Below are 16,615 nucleotides of genomic sequence, written 5' to 3'. Positions count from 1 at the left end.
GAAACTAGTTTCAAAAAGAAAAAGAATCACAGCAAAAACAGAAATTAAATTCTTAATATTGCAAAGGATTGAAAAAGGGAAGGCACTGTGCTATTATTTCTGTAAGGGTTTACAAAAACAATAGTGTTGGAGGATAAGATGCGCAATCCAGATTTATTAGCAGAAGCAAAAGATTATAGAGGTAGAGATGAAGTTCCAGCAGATTTTGATGCTTTTTGGGATCGTCAGATTAGCAGTTTGAGTGGCTTGCCGGACTATCAGCTGATTGAAAAAGACTTTCAAATCGCTGGGGTAACCTGCTATGAGCTAGTTTTTGAGGGGACGAATCAGGGGCGAACCTATGCCCGTATGGTCCTTCCTAAATCGAGTAAAAAAGTTCCGATTATCTTTCATTTCCACGGTTATATGGGGCGTGGCTGGGATTGGTCCGATATGCTAGCTTATACGGTTGCTGGCTATGGTGTTGTATCTATGGATGTACGCGGCCAGTCAGGCTATTCCTTGGATGGAGGGGCGCCTGTAAGGGGCAATACGGTCAAGGGTCAGATTATCCGTGGGGCAGTAGATGGACCAGAGTGTCTCTTTTATAAGGATGTCTATCTGGATATTTACAGCTTGGTTGAGATTGTGGCGAGTTTGGACCTTGTGGACGAGGAGCATCTATCCAGTTATGGTGCTTCTCAGGGCGGAGCCTTGGCTTTGGTGGCAGCGGCTCTCAATCCGCGCATTAAGCAGGCAGTGGCTATCTATCCTTTCTTGTCAGACTTTCGGAGGGTGTTGGAGATTGGCAATACCAGTGAGGCCTATGATGAGCTCTTTCGTTATTTTAAATTCCACGATCCTTTCCACGAAACGGAGGATGAGATTATTCAGACCTTGTCCTATATCGATGTGAAAAATATGGCTCACCGCATTCAAGGGAGCGTGCGGATGATAACAGGACTTGCTGACGATGTTTGTTATCCGATTACCCAGTTTGCGATTTACAACCGGCTGGAGTGTACTAAGGAGCACCATCTCATGCCAGAGTACGAGCATGAAGCCATGAATGTCTATGTCAATGATAGGGTCTTCAACTGGCTTTGTGGCTCAAAGATTGACCATCCTTCTTTGCTGGAAGCTTTTAAAGACTGGTAAAAATAGATGGTAGTAAGAAAGAAACTAAGCCTGAGATTAGCATAATTTCAGGCTTTTTATGGTAAATTATTCAAAATCTATTACAACTTTTTTGTAGAAACACTTCTAATCCTGAAAGTAGTTTCAGCTTTTAAGAAAGGAAGTCGGTTTTTAGAAACTAAAATCTAAATCTCAAAACTTATTGAAAGCGCTTTATTTTTTGTATATAATGACATTATAAAAAGAACGGAGAAAACATAGAAAAAGGAGAGATTATTTATGTCACAGATTAGCAAAGATCAATTAATTGCAAAAATCAAAGATGGCATTATCGTTTCCTGTCAAGCTCTGCCTCATGAGCCCCTCTATACGGAGGCTGGCGGTGTCATTCCTCTCTTGGTCAAGGCGGCTGAAGAGGGCGGGGCAGTTGGTATTCGAGCCAACAGCGTGCGAGACATCAAGGAGATTAAGGAAGTAACCGAGCTCCCGATTATTGGGATTATCAAACGGGACTATCCACCACAGGAGCCTTTTATCACTGCGACCATGCGGGAAGTGGATGAGCTGGCTGCCCTTGATATCGAGGTTATCGCTCTGGACTGCACCCAGCGGGAACGCTATGATGGTTTAAAGATTGAGGACTTTATCCGACAAGTCAAGGAGAAATATCCGCAGCAACTGCTGATGGCTGACATCAGTACCTTTGAGGAAGGCGTGGCAGCTGTAGCAGCTGGCGTTGACTTTGTCGGTACGACCTTATCAGGCTACACTTCCTACAGTCCTAAGGTAGACGGACCAGATTTTGAACTGGTCAAGAAGCTCTGTGATGCGGGGGTAGATGTGATTGCTGAGGGCAAGATTCATTATCCAGATCAGGCTAAGCAAATCCATGATTTGGGTGTCCGCGGTATTGTAGTAGGCGGAGCTATTACTCGACCAAAGGAAATCACCGAGCGTTTCGTTGCAGCAGTAAAATAAAGTGAGGTAAAGCAATGACGACCTTAAAGTTAAATAAGCTCTACAAAAAATATCCTAATAGTGATTTCTACTCTGTAGAAAATTTCGACTTGCAAATCAAAGACAAAGAATTTATCGTCTTTGTTGGCCCTTCTGGATGTGGGAAATCCACAACGCTGCGTATGATTGCGGGACTGGAGGACATCACTGAGGGCGAGCTCTACATTGATGAGACATTAGTCAATGATATTGCTCCCAAGGATCGTGATATTGCCATGGTTTTCCAGAACTATGCCCTCTATCCACACATGACAGTCTATGACAACATGGCGTTCGGATTGAAACTGCGCAAGTACAGCAAGGAAGATATCGACAAACGGGTGCAAGAAGCAGCTGAAATCCTTGGTTTGAAAGAGTTTCTAGACCGCAAACCAGCGGACTTGTCTGGTGGTCAACGTCAACGGGTAGCTATGGGACGGGCCATCGTCCGAGATGCCAAGGTTTTCCTGATGGATGAACCTTTGTCAAACTTGGATGCGAAACTGCGGGTGTCCATGCGTGCTGAGATTGCCAAAATCCACCGCCGTATCGGAGCAACAACCATCTACGTTACCCACGACCAAACCGAGGCAATGACCTTGGCCGACCGCATTGTTATCATGTCAGCGACGAAAAATGAAGCGGGCACGGGAACTATCGGTCGTATCGAGCAAGTCGGAACTCCGCAAGAGCTTTACAATGAACCAGCGAATAAGTTTGTTGCGGGCTTTATCGGCAGTCCAGCTATGAACTTCTTTGAAGTGATGGTATCTGGTCATCAACTGACTGATGGTGATCAACTCAATCTTACCCTGACAGGTGGTCAAGAGAAGCTTTTGACAGAAAAGGGCTACCAAGGTAAGAAAGTTATCTTGGGTATCCGACCAGAGGATATCTCAGCCGACTTGATTGTAGAAGATACTTTCCCTGGTGATGTGGTCGATGCGGAAGTTGTCGTGTCAGAGTTGCTGGGTAGTGACTCAGTGCTCTACTGTAAGGTGGGCAGCCAAGAGTTTTCAGCCAAGGTAGATGCTTCCAATTATCTGGAGCCAGGTTCGAAGCTTCGCTTTACCTTCAAACTACCTAAGAGTCATCTGTTTGATAGTGAGACTCAAAAACGAATTACTTTGTAAAACAACCTAAAATGAACTGACTGACTTTATTTTAGGATAAAAGAAAGGTCACAGAGAAGGAGTGATTGTACTTTTAAAAGTTTAGGATTTTAATCAAATATAGGTGGACGCTTGTCCAGAGAATAACACAGGAAAAACGAGGCTGGGGCGCCTAATGAAAGAGGTCTGTCCCACTCTCCAATAGGCAGGTAAAAGCTGTTTAGGTCAGCTTGGTATCTTAATTTTAAAGGAGAAAAACAAATGAAAATGAAGAAATTGCTTTGTTCATTGGTAGCAGGAGCTGCAGTTCTTACGTTAGCAGCTTGTAGCGGCGGCGGTAGCTCAGATAAAGCAGCTAGCTCTGGTGATAAATCTGGTAAGACAGAGATTACTTGGTGGGCATTCCCAGTCTTTACTCAAAAAAATGCTAATGACGGTGTGGGAACTTATGAAAAATCCATCATTGAAGCATTTGAAAAAGCAAATCCAGACATTCATGTCAACTTGGAAACAATCGACTTCAAGTCAGGTCCAGAAAAAATTACGACAGCTATCGAAGCTGGAACAGCGCCAGACGTGCTCTTCGATGCACCAGGACGGATTATTCAATACGGTAAAAATGGTAAGTTGGCAGACTTGAACGACCTCTTCACAGATGATTTCGTCAAAGATGTTAACAACGATAACATTATCCAAGCCAGCAAGGCTGGAGACAAAGCTTATATGTATCCAATCAGCTCTGCTCCATTCTACATGGCAATGAATAAGAAAATGTTGGAAGATGCTGGTGTCCTCAACCTAGTTAAAGAAGGCTGGACAACAGATGACTTTGAAAAAGTTTTGAAAGCGCTTAAAGACAAGGGTTATACACCTGGATCTCTCTTCAGTAATGGTCAAGGTGGTGACCAAGGAACTCGTGCCTTCATCGCTAACCTCTATGGTGGATCTGTTACAGACGAAAAAGTAACTAAATATACAACTGATGATCCGAAATTTGTCAAAGGTCTTGAAAAAGCAGTGAGCTGGATCAACAATGGCCTTATGATGAACGGTTCTCAATACGATGGTGGAGCAGACATCCAAAACTTCGCTAACGGTCAAACTTCTTACACTGTACTTTGGGCACCAGCACAAAATGGTATCCAAGCTAAATTGTTGGAAGCAAGTAAAGTAGAAGTGGTTGAAGTACCATTCCCATCAGACTCAGGTAAACCTGCCCTTGAATACCTTGTAAATGGTTTTGCAGTCTTTAACAACAAAGACGACAAGAAAGTAGAAGCAGCCAAGAAATTTGTGAAATTCATCGCTGATGACAAAGAATGGGGACCTAAGAACGTTGTTCGTACAGGTGCTTTCCCAGTTCGTACATCATTTGGTAAACTCTATGATGACAAGCGTATGGAAACAATCAGTGGCTGGACTAAATACTACTCACCATACTACAACACCATTGATGGATTTGCAGAAATGAGAACACTCTGGTTCCCAATGTTGCAATCTGTATCTAATGGAGATGAAAAAGTTGAACCTGCTTTGAAGACATTTACTGAAAAAGCAAACGAAACGATTACTAAAAAATAAGCAAGTTTAAAATCCGCCCCTTTTTCTGTTGTCAGTCTCTAAAAATGGAAAAAGGGGTATTTTGTTAGAAAATCTTGAAAGAGGGGTACCTCATTGTGAAAGTCAATAAAATCAGAATGAAAGAAACCCTAATATCATATGCGTTTTTAGCTCCAATTCTTATATTCTTTACAGTATTTGTTTTGGCGCCTATGATAATGGGATTTATCACTAGTTTCTTTAATTATACAATGACCTCATTTACATTCGTTGGGTTTGATAACTACATTCGGATGTTCAATGATCCAGTTTTTGTTAAGTCACTCATTAATACAGTTATTATTGTAATCGGCTCTGTGCCAGTAGTTGTGCTCTTCTCTTTGTTTGTAGCTTCACAAACCTATGAGATGAATGCTGTTTCTCGCTCTTTCTACCGTTTTGTCTTCTTCCTACCGGTTGTTACAGGTAGTGTTGCCGTGACAGTCGTGTGGAAGTGGATCTACGATCCCTTGTCTGGTATTTTGAACTTTGTTTTGAAATCTGGCCATATCATCAACCAAAACATTTCTTGGTTGGGAGACAAACAGTGGGCCTTGGCTGCTATTATTGTTATTTTGCTGACAACATCTGTCGGTCAGCCGATCATTCTCTACATTGCAGCTATGGGAAATATCGATAATTCTCTAGTGGAGGCTGCGCGTGTGGATGGGGCAACAGAGATGCAAGTCTTTTGGAAGATCAAATGGCCGAGCCTTTTGCCAACGACACTTTATATCGCTATTATCACAACTATTAACTCATTCCAATGTTTCGCCTTGATTCAGCTGTTGACATCAGGTGGACCAAACTACTCAACTAGTACGCTTATGTACTATCTATATGAAAAAGCCTTCAAGCTATCTGAATATGGCTATGCAAACACCATGGGAGTCTTTCTAGCGATTATGATTGCGATTATCAGTTTCGCCCAGTTCAAGATCCTCGGTAATGATGTGGAATATTAAAGAAAGGAGCAGGAATATGAAACCTCAAAAAATTAGTTCATTCAAAGTGTTCTCATCTGTGATTTTAGCACTTTTGACCGTGCTCTTTATCTTTCCATTCTACTGGATTCTGACTGGAGCATTTAAATCTCAGCCGGATACAATTATGATTCCGCCTCAATGGTGGCCACAAAACCCGACAACAGAGAACTTCCAGCAATTGGCCGTTCAAAATCCAGCTTTACAATGGATGTGGAACAGTGTCTTCATTTCGCTGGCGACCATGTTCTTGGTTTGTGCGACGTCTTCTTTAGCTGGTTACGTTTTGGCTAAGAAACGCTTTTATGGGCAACGGATTCTCTTTGCTATCTTTATCGCGGCTATGGCCTTGCCTAAGCAAGTTGTCCTAGTACCTCTAGTGCGGATTGTCAATTTCATGGGAATCCACGATACTCTTTGGGCAGTAATTTTACCTTTAGTTGGCTGGCCTTTCGGGGTCTTCCTCATGAAGCAGTTTAGTGAAAATATCCCGACAGAGCTTCTGGAATCAGCTAAGATTGACGGTTGTGGTGAAATCCGGACCTTCTGGAGTGTAGCCTTTCCTATCGTCAAACCAGGCTTTGCTGCTCTGGCTATCTTCACCTTTATCAATACTTGGAATGACTACTTCATGCAGCTCGTAATGTTGACCTCGCGGAACAATCTGACGATTTCGTTAGGGGTTGCGACCATGCAGGCTGAGATGGCAACCAACTACGGTCTAATTATGGCTGGTGCTGCTTTGGCGGCAGTGCCAATCGTAGCAGTCTTCCTCATCTTCCAAAAATCCTTTACCCAAGGGATTACTATGGGAGCTGTCAAAGGATAAGGCACTCAATAGAGGAAATAAAACTATGATTTTTGATGATTTAAAAAATGTGACTCGTTACAAGAGCCTTCATCCGAACCTGGATAAAGCGATTGATTATCTCTATGAGCACCGCAAAGACAGCTTTGACTTGGGACGCTATGAAGTGGATGGAGACAAGGTCTTTCTCTTGGTTCAGGAAAATACCCTCAATCAAGAGGTCAATGATCAATTTGAGTATCATAAAAAATATGCAGATTTTCATCTGCTAGTAGCAGGACATGAGTATTCCGCCTATGGTAGCCATGTGGTCGATGAGGCAGTGGCCTTTGATGAAGAGGCGGATATCGGCTTTGTTCATTGTCAAAATCGTTATCCCCTCTTGTTGGGTTACCATAATTTTGCGATTTTCTTTCCAGGAGAAGCTCATCAGCCGAATGGCTATGCGGGTCTGGAAGAAAATGTCAGAAAGTATCTTTTTAAAGTTTTAATAGACTAGCCCTAGGTTAGCGAGATTTTTGAGTGTGCCAGGCTAGCAGAGAAAGGAGAGACTTATGTCAGATAAGGGAACAGGACTCATCAGAGCTATATTTGATACGGATAATTTTTTCATGCAAATCTGTGAGAAAATCCTAGATTTGATGACGGTCAATCTTCTCTTTCTCTTGTCTTGCCTGCCCTTGGTGACCATTGGGATTGCCAAGGTCAGCCTCTATCAAACACTTTTTGAAATCAAGGGAAACCGTCGAGTAAAAGTGATCAGAACTTACACTCGAATCTTTCGAGAAAATTGGAAGCAAGGACTCAAACTGGGCTTGCTGGAATTGGCTTTAGTCGGCATTAGTCTCTTTGACCTCCTGCTTTTTCGGACGCAGGAAGCCCTGCCTTTCCAAGTTTTAAAGGCGGTTTGTTTTGGAATGATTATTTTTACAATCCTGCTTTCTCTTTGCATCTATCCCTTGGCTGGTAAGTTTCTCATGTCTTTTAGAGACCTTTTACAGACCAGTCTAGTGATTGTAAGTCTGAATTTTCCTTGGTTCTTTGTTATGATGGCGGTTATAGCTGCGCTCCTTGTCATCATCTACAGCTCAGGCTTTGTGTTGCTGTTAGGGTTTTCCCTCTTTGCCTTTATCGGCTTTGCAGGTCTGGCTTTTTTGCAGCTTCCTATTTTGGAAAAAATCTTCGCTAAATACAGCAGTCTATAATCTAGAATTAGTACATTTGGAGAAAATTTGAAAATGAAAGATTTAAAGAAATATCACGGTGTCATCCCAGCTTTTTATGCTTGTTATGACGAGGAGGGTGAAATCAGCCCGGAGCGGACTCGCGCTTTGGTGGAGTATTTCATCGACAAGGGCGTGCAAGGTCTCTATGTCAACGGCTCATCAGGCGAATGTATCTACCAGAGCGTGGCCGACAGAAAAGTAATTTTGGAAGAAGTAATGAAAGTTGCTAAGGGCAAACTGACTATCATTGCTCACGTAGCCTGCAATAATACTAAGGACAGTATCGAGTTGGCAAAACATGCGGAGGCTCTAGGAGTTGATGCCATTGCGGCGATTCCGCCGATTTATTTCCGTCTGCCAGAATACTCTGTCGCTCAGTACTGGAATGATATCAGTGCGGCTGCCCCACATACTGATTTTGTGATTTATAATATTCCGCAATTGGCTGGTGCAGCGCTGACTCCGAGTCTTTATAAGGAAATGCTGAAAAATGAGCGCGTGATTGGGGTGAAAAATTCCTCTATGCCAGTTCAGGATATCCAGACTTTTGCAGCACTTGGTGGCAGTGACCATTTGGTCTTTAACGGTCCAGATGAGCAGTTCTTGGGCGGTCGTCTCATGGGAGCAGCTGCTGGAATTGGTGGTACATACGGGGCTATGCCAGAACTTTTCCTCAAGCTTAATCAACTGATTGCAGACAAGGAACTAGAAAGAGCCAAAGAGCTGCAGTTTGCCATTAACGACATTATCGGCAAGCTAACCAGTGCTTACGGCAATATGTATGCTGTTATCAAAGAGGTTCTCAAGCTCAACGAAGGATTGACTATCGGCTCTGTCCGTGCTCCTTTGACACCAGTCGTAGAAGCAGACCGTCCGGTCGTAGAAGCAGCAGCGGCCTTGATCTGTGAGACCAAGGAGCGCTTCCTCTAACAAGAAAGAAGGATGCTTATGGGAAATTATGTTACGATTGACATTGGCGGTACCAATATCAAATACGGCCTGATAGACGACCAAGAAACGCTAGTAGAAGCCCATGAAATACCTACGGAAGCCCATAAGGGTGGTCCAGAAATTATGCGTAAGGTTCAAAAGATAGTTGCGGACTATGCGCAGGCTGGTTCAATTGAGGGGATTTGTATCTCCTCAGCTGGTATGGTCGACCCAGACAAGGGAGAAATCTTTTACGCTGGCCCTCAGATTCCTAATTATGCTGGGACGAAATTTAAGAAGGTCTTGGAGGAGGAATTTTCCATTCCTTGCGAGATTGAGAACGACGTCAATTGTGCCGGTCTGGCTGAGGTCATGTCTGGCCATGGTAAGGGAGCAAAAATTGCTGTCTGTCTAACGATTGGGACAGGGATTGGCGGCTGTCTGGTAGCGGATGGGCAAGTTTTTCACGGCTTTAGCAACTCAGCTTGCGAAGTAGGCTATCTGCACCTGCCGGACGGGGCTTTTCAGGATGTGGCTTCGACCACAGCCTTGGTTCAATATGTCGCTGACTTGCACGGAGAAGATCCCTCTCTCTGGAATGGTCGAAGGATTTTCAAAGAAGCGACAGAGGGCAATGCCATCTGTATCAAAGGAATTGACCGCATGGTAGGCTATCTGGGGCAGGGCATTGCCAATATCTGCTATGTCGTCAATCCGGAAATCGTCGTCTTGGGCGGTGGTATCATGGGGCAAGAGGCCATTCTCCGACCGCGGATCCAAGCGGCTCTCAAGGATGCTCTGGTGCCGAGTATAGCTGAGAAGACCAAACTAGCCTTTGCCTATCACCAAAATACGGCAGGCATGTTCGGAGCCTACTACCACTTTAAAAATAAACATCAGTAATCCAAGTAAACCTGGGGAGTGACCTCGGGTTTCTTGCTTTTAGAAAACGGCTTCTGTAGATGGCTAGACGATATTTTAGAAGGAATTGAAATAACAGGAAAAATTCGGTGGATAGAGCTAAATGTCCAAAAATTTAACTTTGCTCACTTGTCTTTAGGAGTAGATTTAAAAGGTTGCCCAAGCCTTTTAAGAAGTACCAGCCCCTCGAGGTTGAGCAATCAGTAAACCATCAAGGAGTTAAAAATAAGGCCAGGATTTTTGTCCTAGCCTTTTATTGATGCCTACGGTAATAGCCGTTAAGTTTGTGATTTTCCCAGTAACTATTGAAGATTTTTTCCTTTCTCTCTCGGTCAATCTCTAGGAAAAAGGCATAAAGTATATCGATCATCAGCAGCATTGGGAACTGAGCTGAGATTCGTTGGATGAACTGAGGTTTACTTTGCATTGCAACTGGGATGATTTCTGAAAAGTCTTCTTTAATCAAATCAGGCTGGCCAGTGATTAATACGGTCTTGGCTCCCATGCCCTTGGCATCAATCAGGCTGTCAATAATGGATGGGGTTTGACCTGAAAGAGAAAAGCCGATAACTAGGCAGTTTTTGTCTAAAATGCTCGTTGTCCAAGCAAAGCCATCCGCATCTGTCAGAGCTTCACAAATAACCCCTAAGCGCATGAAGCGCAGTTTCATATCGCGAGCGACGAGCCCCGAGCTTCCCGTGCCAAAAAAATAGACACGATCCGCTTTTTCAATCAGCTGAGCTACGCGCTCCAATCTTTTTTCGTCAATCAAGTCCTCGGTTTGTTGCCGAATTTGAATATAGTTGCGTAGCACTTGGCGGGACGAATCATTTTTCAGATTTGTATGCTCCGTTTTGCTGATTTTCAGCTGTTGGAGATATTGGAAGTTGAACTCCCGATAGCCCTTAAAGCCACATTTTTTAGCAAAACGGGTCAAGGCCGCCTGTGAGATGTGCAAGGTTTGCGCTACTTCGAGGGAGGACAGATCCCCTTCTATATCGGTCGGATTTAAAAAATAGTCGGCAATCCGCTTTTCGACATCGGTCATAGTGTCGTAACAGCTTTCGATGATGGCCAAGATATTTTGCTGGTGTCTCATGATGGGTCACTTTCTTTGGTCAAAATAATAAAAACGTATTTTCATTATAACATAGTTTAGCGGAAATAAAGCGTTTACAAAACCGATAATTGTCAGATCTGGCTTTCCATTAAAGTATGAGCAGACTGTAATCTCAATATTTCTAGATAATATGACTGCCTTTTCTGAAGAGCTGTTTTCTAAAGCTTGTGACGGATAAGGGAAAAAGTGATATAATTTACACAAGTAATGTTTCAAGTTTGGATCTGAAGCAAGGGAGATAGGAGTCAGTGTCAATTACAGCTTCTAATTCTTATTGTGGAAATCAGTAAAGCTAGATTGTGAGGTTTTTTATGCGAATCAATGAACTAGGCCAGCCTATTGGAGAGGCTCTGCCAGATTTTGAGTCGGGGGATCTGCCCAAGCTAGAGCGAATAGAAGGACAGTATGTTGTCATTGAGCGGCTATCCAAGGATAAGCATGGGGCGGATTTGTATGAAGTGTATGGTCCGGATTCACATGCTGATATGTGGACTTATCTCTTTCAAAATGCTGCTCAGAGTCAGGAGGAGTGGGATAGTTTGCTAGATCGGATGCTGGCGGCTCAGGATCGTTTCCACTATGCCATTGTGGACAAGGAGAGCAACAAGGCGCTGGGAACTTTCGCATTAATGAGAATTGACCGAGGCAATCGTGTGATTGAAGTAGGCGCTGTGACCTATTCACCGCAGCTGAAGCGCACCAGACTGGCTACAGAAGCCCAGTACTTATTGGCACGCTATGTCTTTGAAGAGCTGGAGTACCGCCGTTACGAATGGAAATGCGATGCACTCAATCAGCCGTCAAGACGGGCAGCAGAGCGGCTTGGTTTTACCTACGAAGGTAGGTTCCGTCAGGCGGTTGTCTATAAGGGGCGCAACCGAGATACCGATTGGCTCTCCATGATTGACAGCGATTGGCCTGCCGTTAAGAATCGTCTGGAGAAATGGCTGAGCCCAGATAATTTTGATGAAAAGGGACAGCAAATAAAAGCCTTGTCTGAGTTTTGATATTTGATTGAGTTGAAATCATAGGATTTCGACTCTTTTTGCTCTTTAATTTTGATGAAATGGAGAATTTTCTGATAAATTTTGATATAATAAAACGAACTACAGATAAAGGATGAGAGAGAATGACTTTAGTTTATCAATCAACGCGTGACGAAAAGAATAGAGTAACAGCCAGCCAGGCGATTCTGCAAGGTTTGGCAACAGACGGCGGGCTCTTTACGCCCATTACCTATCCGCAGGTCGATTTGGACTTTGCCAAGCTTAAAGACGCTTCTTATCAGGAAGTAGCCAAGCTGGTGTTGTCTGCTTTTTTGGATGATTTTTCTGAAGCAGAGCTGGATCATTGTATTACCAATGCTTACGACAGCAAGTTTGATGATGCGGCGATTGCTCCCTTGGTCAAGCTGGATGGTCAGTACAATCTAGAACTTTTCCACGGAGCGACCATTGCCTTCAAGGATATGGCTTTGTCTATCCTGCCTCATCTGATGACAACCGCAGCCAAAAAGCACGGCTTGGAAAACAAAATTGTCATTTTGACGGCGACTTCTGGTGACACGGGCAAGGCGGCTATGGCAGGCTTTGCGGATGTTCCGGGGACTGAAATCATCGTCTTTTATCCCAAAGATGGTGTCAGCAAGGTCCAAGAGCTGCAAATGACGACCCAGACAGGTGCCAATACGCATGTCGTTGCCATTGATGGCAACTTTGACGATGCCCAGACTAATGTCAAGCACATGTTCAATGACACAGATCTACGAGCTCGTCTCTTGGAGCACAAACTCCAGTTTTCATCAGCTAATTCCATGAATATCGGCCGTTTAGTGCCTCAGATTGTCTACTATGTCTATGCTTATGCTCAGCTGGTGAAGACGGGAGAAATCACAGCAGGAGACAAGGTCAACTTTACCGTTCCGACTGGGAACTTTGGTAATATCCTAGCGGCCTACTATGCCAAGCAAATCGGTCTGCCGGTTGGCAAGCTAATCTGCGCTTCGAATGAGAACAATGTCCTGACAGACTTCTTCAAGACTCAGGTTTATGACAAGAAGCGGAGCTTCAAGGTGACGTCTAGTCCGTCCATGGATATTCTGGTTTCCTCTAACTTGGAGCGTTTGATTTTCCATCTGTCTGGTAACAGCGCTGAGAAAACAGCTGCCTTGATGGCGGCTCTGAATGATCATGGACAGTATGAACTGACGGACTTTGATGCTGAGATTTTAGAGCTCTTTGCGGCTGACTATGCGACAGAAGAAGAAACAGCTGCTGAAATCAAGCGAGTCTATCAAGTCTCTAACTACATCGAAGACCCTCATACGGCTGTCGCGTCTGCTGTCTATCAAAAATACTTGGCAGAAACAGGTGATCAGCGCAAGACTGTTATCGCGTCTACCGCTAGTCCCTATAAATTCCCAGTTGTGGCTGTTGAGGCTGTGACTGGTCAAACAGGACTTAGTGACTTTGAGGCTTTGGACCAACTGCACGAACTTTCTGGCGTAGCCCTTCCACCAGCTGTGGACGGCTTAGAAATTGCCCCTGTTCGTCACAAAACGACGGTTGCTGCAGACCAAATGCAGGTAGCAGTCGAGGATTACTTGGAATTGTAAAAATGGCTTAGAAAGCCTAAAATCAGCTGGATATCTGGCTGATTTTTTCTTAGGATGCCCAATGAAAGAAAGAGAAGTAGCTTATGCTTAAGAGGGAGAATTTTCTCTATGACGACTTATAAAAAAATCATGAATATCGCCTTGCCAGCTATGGCAGAGAACTTTTTGCAGATGCTCATGGGCATGGTCGACAGCTATCTGGTGGCCAGTCTTGGGCTGATTGCGATCTCTGGTGTATCGGTGGCCGGCAATATCATTACCATTTATCAGGCAATTTTTATCGCGCTGGGGGCTGCTGTTTCCAGTCTCATCTCCAAGACTCTGGCTCAGGGAGACAAGGAGCGTTTGGCCTATCACACAGCTGAGGCTATCAAGCTGACGCTCCTTCTGAGTCTTCTGCTAGGTCTCCTTTCTCTGCTTTTTGGTAGGCAGATGCTGGATCTGCTGGGGACGGAAAAAGCGGTGGCTGAAGCAGGCGGTCTGTATCTGGCTCTGGTTGGTGGAACAATTGTCCTACTAGGCTTGATGACTTCCTTTGGAGCTCTGGTGCGGGTCACGCGCAATCCTAGATTCCCCATGTATGTTAGTCTTCTGACCAATGTCCTCAATGCCCTCTTTTCTGGTCTGGGGATTTACGTCTTTCGGCTTGGTATTGTCGGCGTAGCGCTGGGGACGGTGCTGGCTCGTTTGGTCGGTGTGCTCATTCTCTGGCGGGAGCTGGATTTGTCCACGATCCGCTGGCGCTGGGGTTTAGATGGCGAGCTCTTACGCCTGTCTTTGCCGGCTGCTGGAGAACGGCTCATGATGCGGGCGGGTGATGTAGTGATCATCGCCATTGTGGTCGTCTTTGGGACGGATGCAGTAGCGGGGAATGCCATTGGGGAAGTCCTGACTCAGTTTAACTACATGCCGGCTTTTGGGGTAGCGACGGCAACAGTCATGTTGGTAGCCCATGCGGTTGGGGAGGGCGATATGCAAGCGGTTGGTCTGATTCGTCAGCGGGCCTTCTGGCTGTCTTTTGCTTGCATGCTGCCCGTGGCTTTAGGGATTTACGCCCTTGGTCGGCCGCTGACCTTACTCTATACGGACAATAGCGGAGCGATCACAGCTAGTCTTTCGGTCATCCTCTTTTCTCTGCTGGGCACTCCCATGGCAGCTGGGACCGTGATTTACACAGCGGTTTGGCAGGGTCTGGGCAATGCCAGACTGCCCTTTTATGCCACGACTATTGGTATGTGGCTGATTCGCATCGTCTCAGGATATTTACTAGGTGTGACCTTTGGCTTGGGTCTGCCGGGAGTCTGGGCTGGGACTCTCTTGGACAATGGCTTCCGCTGGTTATTTTTAAAGGTTTTATTTGACAGAAAAATGAGGGAAATCACATGATAACAGCGTTTATTTGGGATTTGGACGGCACCTTGCTGGACTCCTACGATGCTATTTTGGCAGGAATTGAGGAGACCTACGCTCACTATGGTCTGGACTTTGACAGGGCGAGTATTCACAGCTATATCCTAAAGCACTCTGTCCAGAAACTTTTGGAGGAAGTAGCATCTGAGAAAGGTTTGGACGCTGCTGAGATGAATGCCTTTCGTGGAGCAAGCCTAAAGGAGAAGAATGCTCAGGTCCATCTGATGGCAGGAGCAGCAGAGATTCTGGCCTGGGCTGAAGAGCAGGGCATTGTCCAGTTTGTCTATACCCACAAGGGACTCAATGCCCATCAAATCTTGCAAGACTTGGGTATTCATGATTATTTTACAGAAATCATCACAACAGCCAACGGCTTTGAGCGCAAGCCCCATCCAGAAGGTGTCGACTATCTGCTAGGGAAATACGGTCTGGACAAGCAGGAAACTTACTATATCGGCGACCGGACGCTGGATGTGGATGTCGCTGTCAACAGTGGTATCCAGAGCATTAACTTCTGTGACTACCGACCAGAAATCAATCAGAAGATAGAAAAGTTGCTGGATATACAGCAATTATTTACAAAATAAAAAGCAGACCAGAACTGATCTACTGTCAGTCTAGCCTGCTTTTTCTTTTACATATGCTCAATCTGTAGTTCCAGCAAGAACTCAAGAGCCTCGGGAGTACAGTTCTTTTTTTCAATAGGGAAGCCGACATTTGGACCCAACATGATATAAAAATCATCTTTAGTATGGAAAACTTTGACGATGTCATCATAGCTATAAAGAAACTCTCCTCGTTTGCTTTTCACAGAAAATTTATCTTTCTCAAATATAAGAGTTTGCTCCATATCCTTCCAGAAAGGAGTTTTTTGATAGGCTTTCTTTATCTGAAAGTCCGTGCCAAAGTACATTACTGGGAATATAATCAAAGATGTAAATAGCACGATGAAGAAAGAAACTCGCTTCAGGTTGTCAGGTAGGAAGGTTAGATAGAGAACCAGGATTCCTATCAAAATGAACATATTTAGCAAGAATCTTTTCCCGCGTATGAAAACAGACCATGCAAATCGTTGATAGACTTCCTCAGTCACAAGAGTTGGAATGGTTATTGGGAACATGCTTTACCTCCTAGTTTTTATTATTATACCATAGAAGAGTGATAAGATATAGCTGGCTCTTGCTAGGCGATGCCATCTTTTATAGGAGGTGAGTGATTTTTTCGTTTTTATCTAAAACCAGCACATCTGGCATGCTTAGGCTGCGCCAGAAGTCATAATCAATGCTGGAGTCAAATGCGCTCAGCAAGATGCAAATCAGATTGCCGTGGGAACTGATGATAATTTCTTCGTTTTGATGTTTGATTTCTAGCTCATGAAGAAAGGCTAAGGTTCGCTGTTTAGCTTGTTGATTAGACTCGCCACCAACGAGTGAAAATGTTGGCCGTGACCAAAGTTTCATGAGGGCTTCTTCAAAATCTGGGTCGGCAATCGCTTGACTACTTAGCTTTCGCTCTATTAATCGATTGTCGGTTTGAATAGCGAGTTTCAGACTCTGAGCCAAAGGCTCAACCGTTTGGATGGCTCTTCGGTAGGGGCTAGAATAAATGGCGGTAATGGGTTTGTCTGCTAAAAAGTCAAGCTGCGCCAAGGAGGCTTGCCCTTTATCTGATAATGGTCGGTTGATTTCATCAGGTGTATAGCTAGAATGAGCATGACGGATAAAATAGTAGGTGTTGTTCATAAGATGATTATAGCAAAATTTAAATCTCAATTCACTTT

At 44.4% G+C, this 16,615-nt stretch carries 17 protein-coding genes; 14 read left to right on the top strand and 3 right to left on the bottom strand.

From position 1 onward, the window contains the following. Positions 1-138: 138 nt before the first annotated feature. The 10 genes from D8872_RS07595 to D8872_RS07550 all read left to right on the top strand — a co-directional run bounded on the left by D8872_RS07595 (position 139) and on the right by D8872_RS07550 (position 9,673). Positions 139-1,137 carry an acetylxylan esterase gene (locus tag D8872_RS07595; protein ID WP_125390503.1) on the top strand — a complete coding sequence of 333 codons (999 nt, stop codon included), beginning with the start codon at positions 139-141 and terminating at the stop codon, positions 1,135-1,137. 258 nt (positions 1,138-1,395) lie between these two features. Then, positions 1,396-2,094 (top strand): N-acetylmannosamine-6-phosphate 2-epimerase, encoded by a 699-nt coding sequence (locus D8872_RS07590; protein ID WP_015604210.1) that lies wholly within the window; start codon positions 1,396-1,398, stop codon positions 2,092-2,094. A gap of 14 nt (positions 2,095-2,108) precedes the next feature. Then, a complete protein-coding gene (locus D8872_RS07585; protein WP_015604211.1) occupies positions 2,109-3,245 on the top strand; it encodes an ABC transporter ATP-binding protein in 1,137 nt (378 codons plus the stop codon). A 240-nt stretch (positions 3,246-3,485) separates the two neighbouring features. Next, positions 3,486-4,805, top strand: a complete 1,320-nt coding sequence (locus tag D8872_RS07580; RefSeq protein ID WP_125390502.1) for an ABC transporter substrate-binding protein — start codon at positions 3,486-3,488, stop codon at positions 4,803-4,805. Positions 4,806-4,900: 95 nt separating this feature from the next. After that, positions 4,901-5,788, top strand: a complete 888-nt coding sequence (locus tag D8872_RS07575; RefSeq protein ID WP_045498290.1) for a carbohydrate ABC transporter permease — start codon at positions 4,901-4,903, stop codon at positions 5,786-5,788. Between the two features lie 16 nt (positions 5,789-5,804). Next, entirely contained in the window at positions 5,805-6,635 is an 831-nt protein-coding gene (locus D8872_RS07570; protein ID WP_015604214.1) for a carbohydrate ABC transporter permease, read from the top strand. 25 nt (positions 6,636-6,660) lie between these two features. Beyond that, entirely contained in the window at positions 6,661-7,113 is a 453-nt protein-coding gene (locus D8872_RS07565; RefSeq protein ID WP_125390501.1) for a NanQ anomerase/TabA/YiaL family protein, read from the top strand. Positions 7,114-7,168: 55 nt separating this feature from the next. Continuing rightward, a complete protein-coding gene (locus D8872_RS07560; RefSeq protein WP_125390500.1) occupies positions 7,169-7,819 on the top strand; it encodes a DUF624 domain-containing protein in 651 nt (216 codons plus the stop codon). 33 nt (positions 7,820-7,852) lie between these two features. Then, positions 7,853-8,770, top strand: coding sequence for a dihydrodipicolinate synthase family protein (locus D8872_RS07555; protein ID WP_125390499.1), 918 nt, complete (start codon positions 7,853-7,855; stop codon positions 8,768-8,770). Between the two features lie 18 nt (positions 8,771-8,788). Next, positions 8,789-9,673, top strand: a complete 885-nt coding sequence (locus D8872_RS07550) for an ROK family protein (RefSeq protein WP_125390498.1) — start codon at positions 8,789-8,791, stop codon at positions 9,671-9,673. Between the two features lie 271 nt (positions 9,674-9,944). On the opposite strand, the gene D8872_RS07545 is transcribed toward D8872_RS07550, so the two are convergent. Then, positions 9,945-10,790: a MurR/RpiR family transcriptional regulator gene (locus tag D8872_RS07545; protein ID WP_045498277.1), complete on the bottom strand. Its 846-nt coding sequence runs from the start codon at positions 10,788-10,790 to the stop codon at positions 9,945-9,947. Positions 10,791-11,122: 332 nt separating this feature from the next. Here D8872_RS07545 and D8872_RS07535 point away from each other — a divergent pair, with 332 nt between their 5' ends. The 4 genes from D8872_RS07535 to D8872_RS07520 all read left to right on the top strand — a co-directional run bounded on the left by D8872_RS07535 (position 11,123) and on the right by D8872_RS07520 (position 15,422). Beyond that, positions 11,123-11,818, top strand: a complete 696-nt coding sequence (locus tag D8872_RS07535; protein WP_125390496.1) for a GNAT family N-acetyltransferase — start codon at positions 11,123-11,125, stop codon at positions 11,816-11,818. 122 nt (positions 11,819-11,940) lie between these two features. Beyond that, positions 11,941-13,425 carry a threonine synthase gene (gene thrC / locus D8872_RS07530; protein ID WP_125371645.1) on the top strand — a complete coding sequence of 495 codons (1,485 nt, stop codon included), beginning with the start codon at positions 11,941-11,943 and terminating at the stop codon, positions 13,423-13,425. Positions 13,426-13,533: 108 nt separating this feature from the next. After that, positions 13,534-14,811 carry an MATE family efflux transporter gene (locus D8872_RS07525; RefSeq protein ID WP_125390495.1) on the top strand — a complete coding sequence of 426 codons (1,278 nt, stop codon included), beginning with the start codon at positions 13,534-13,536 and terminating at the stop codon, positions 14,809-14,811. Beyond that, entirely contained in the window at positions 14,808-15,422 is a 615-nt protein-coding gene (locus tag D8872_RS07520; RefSeq protein WP_125390494.1) for an HAD-IA family hydrolase, read from the top strand. Before D8872_RS07525 ends, D8872_RS07520 begins: the two co-directional genes overlap by 4 nt. Before the next feature lie 47 nt (positions 15,423-15,469). Here the strand turns inward: D8872_RS07520 and D8872_RS07515 are convergent, their stop codons facing one another. Both D8872_RS07515 and D8872_RS07510 read right to left on the bottom strand, forming a co-directional pair. Beyond that, positions 15,470-15,955, bottom strand: a complete 486-nt coding sequence (locus tag D8872_RS07515) for a YcxB family protein (RefSeq protein ID WP_125390493.1) — start codon at positions 15,953-15,955, stop codon at positions 15,470-15,472. Positions 15,956-16,034: 79 nt separating this feature from the next. Then, positions 16,035-16,577: a histidine phosphatase family protein gene (locus D8872_RS07510; protein WP_125390492.1), complete on the bottom strand. Its 543-nt coding sequence runs from the start codon at positions 16,575-16,577 to the stop codon at positions 16,035-16,037. Positions 16,578-16,615 lie beyond the last annotated feature (38 nt).

The organism is Streptococcus cristatus (assembly GCF_003943815.1).
GTDB classification, from domain to species: Bacteria; Bacillota; Bacilli; order Lactobacillales; family Streptococcaceae; genus Streptococcus; species Streptococcus cristatus_F.
This window is presented reverse-complemented; position numbering and strand designations above follow the sequence as displayed.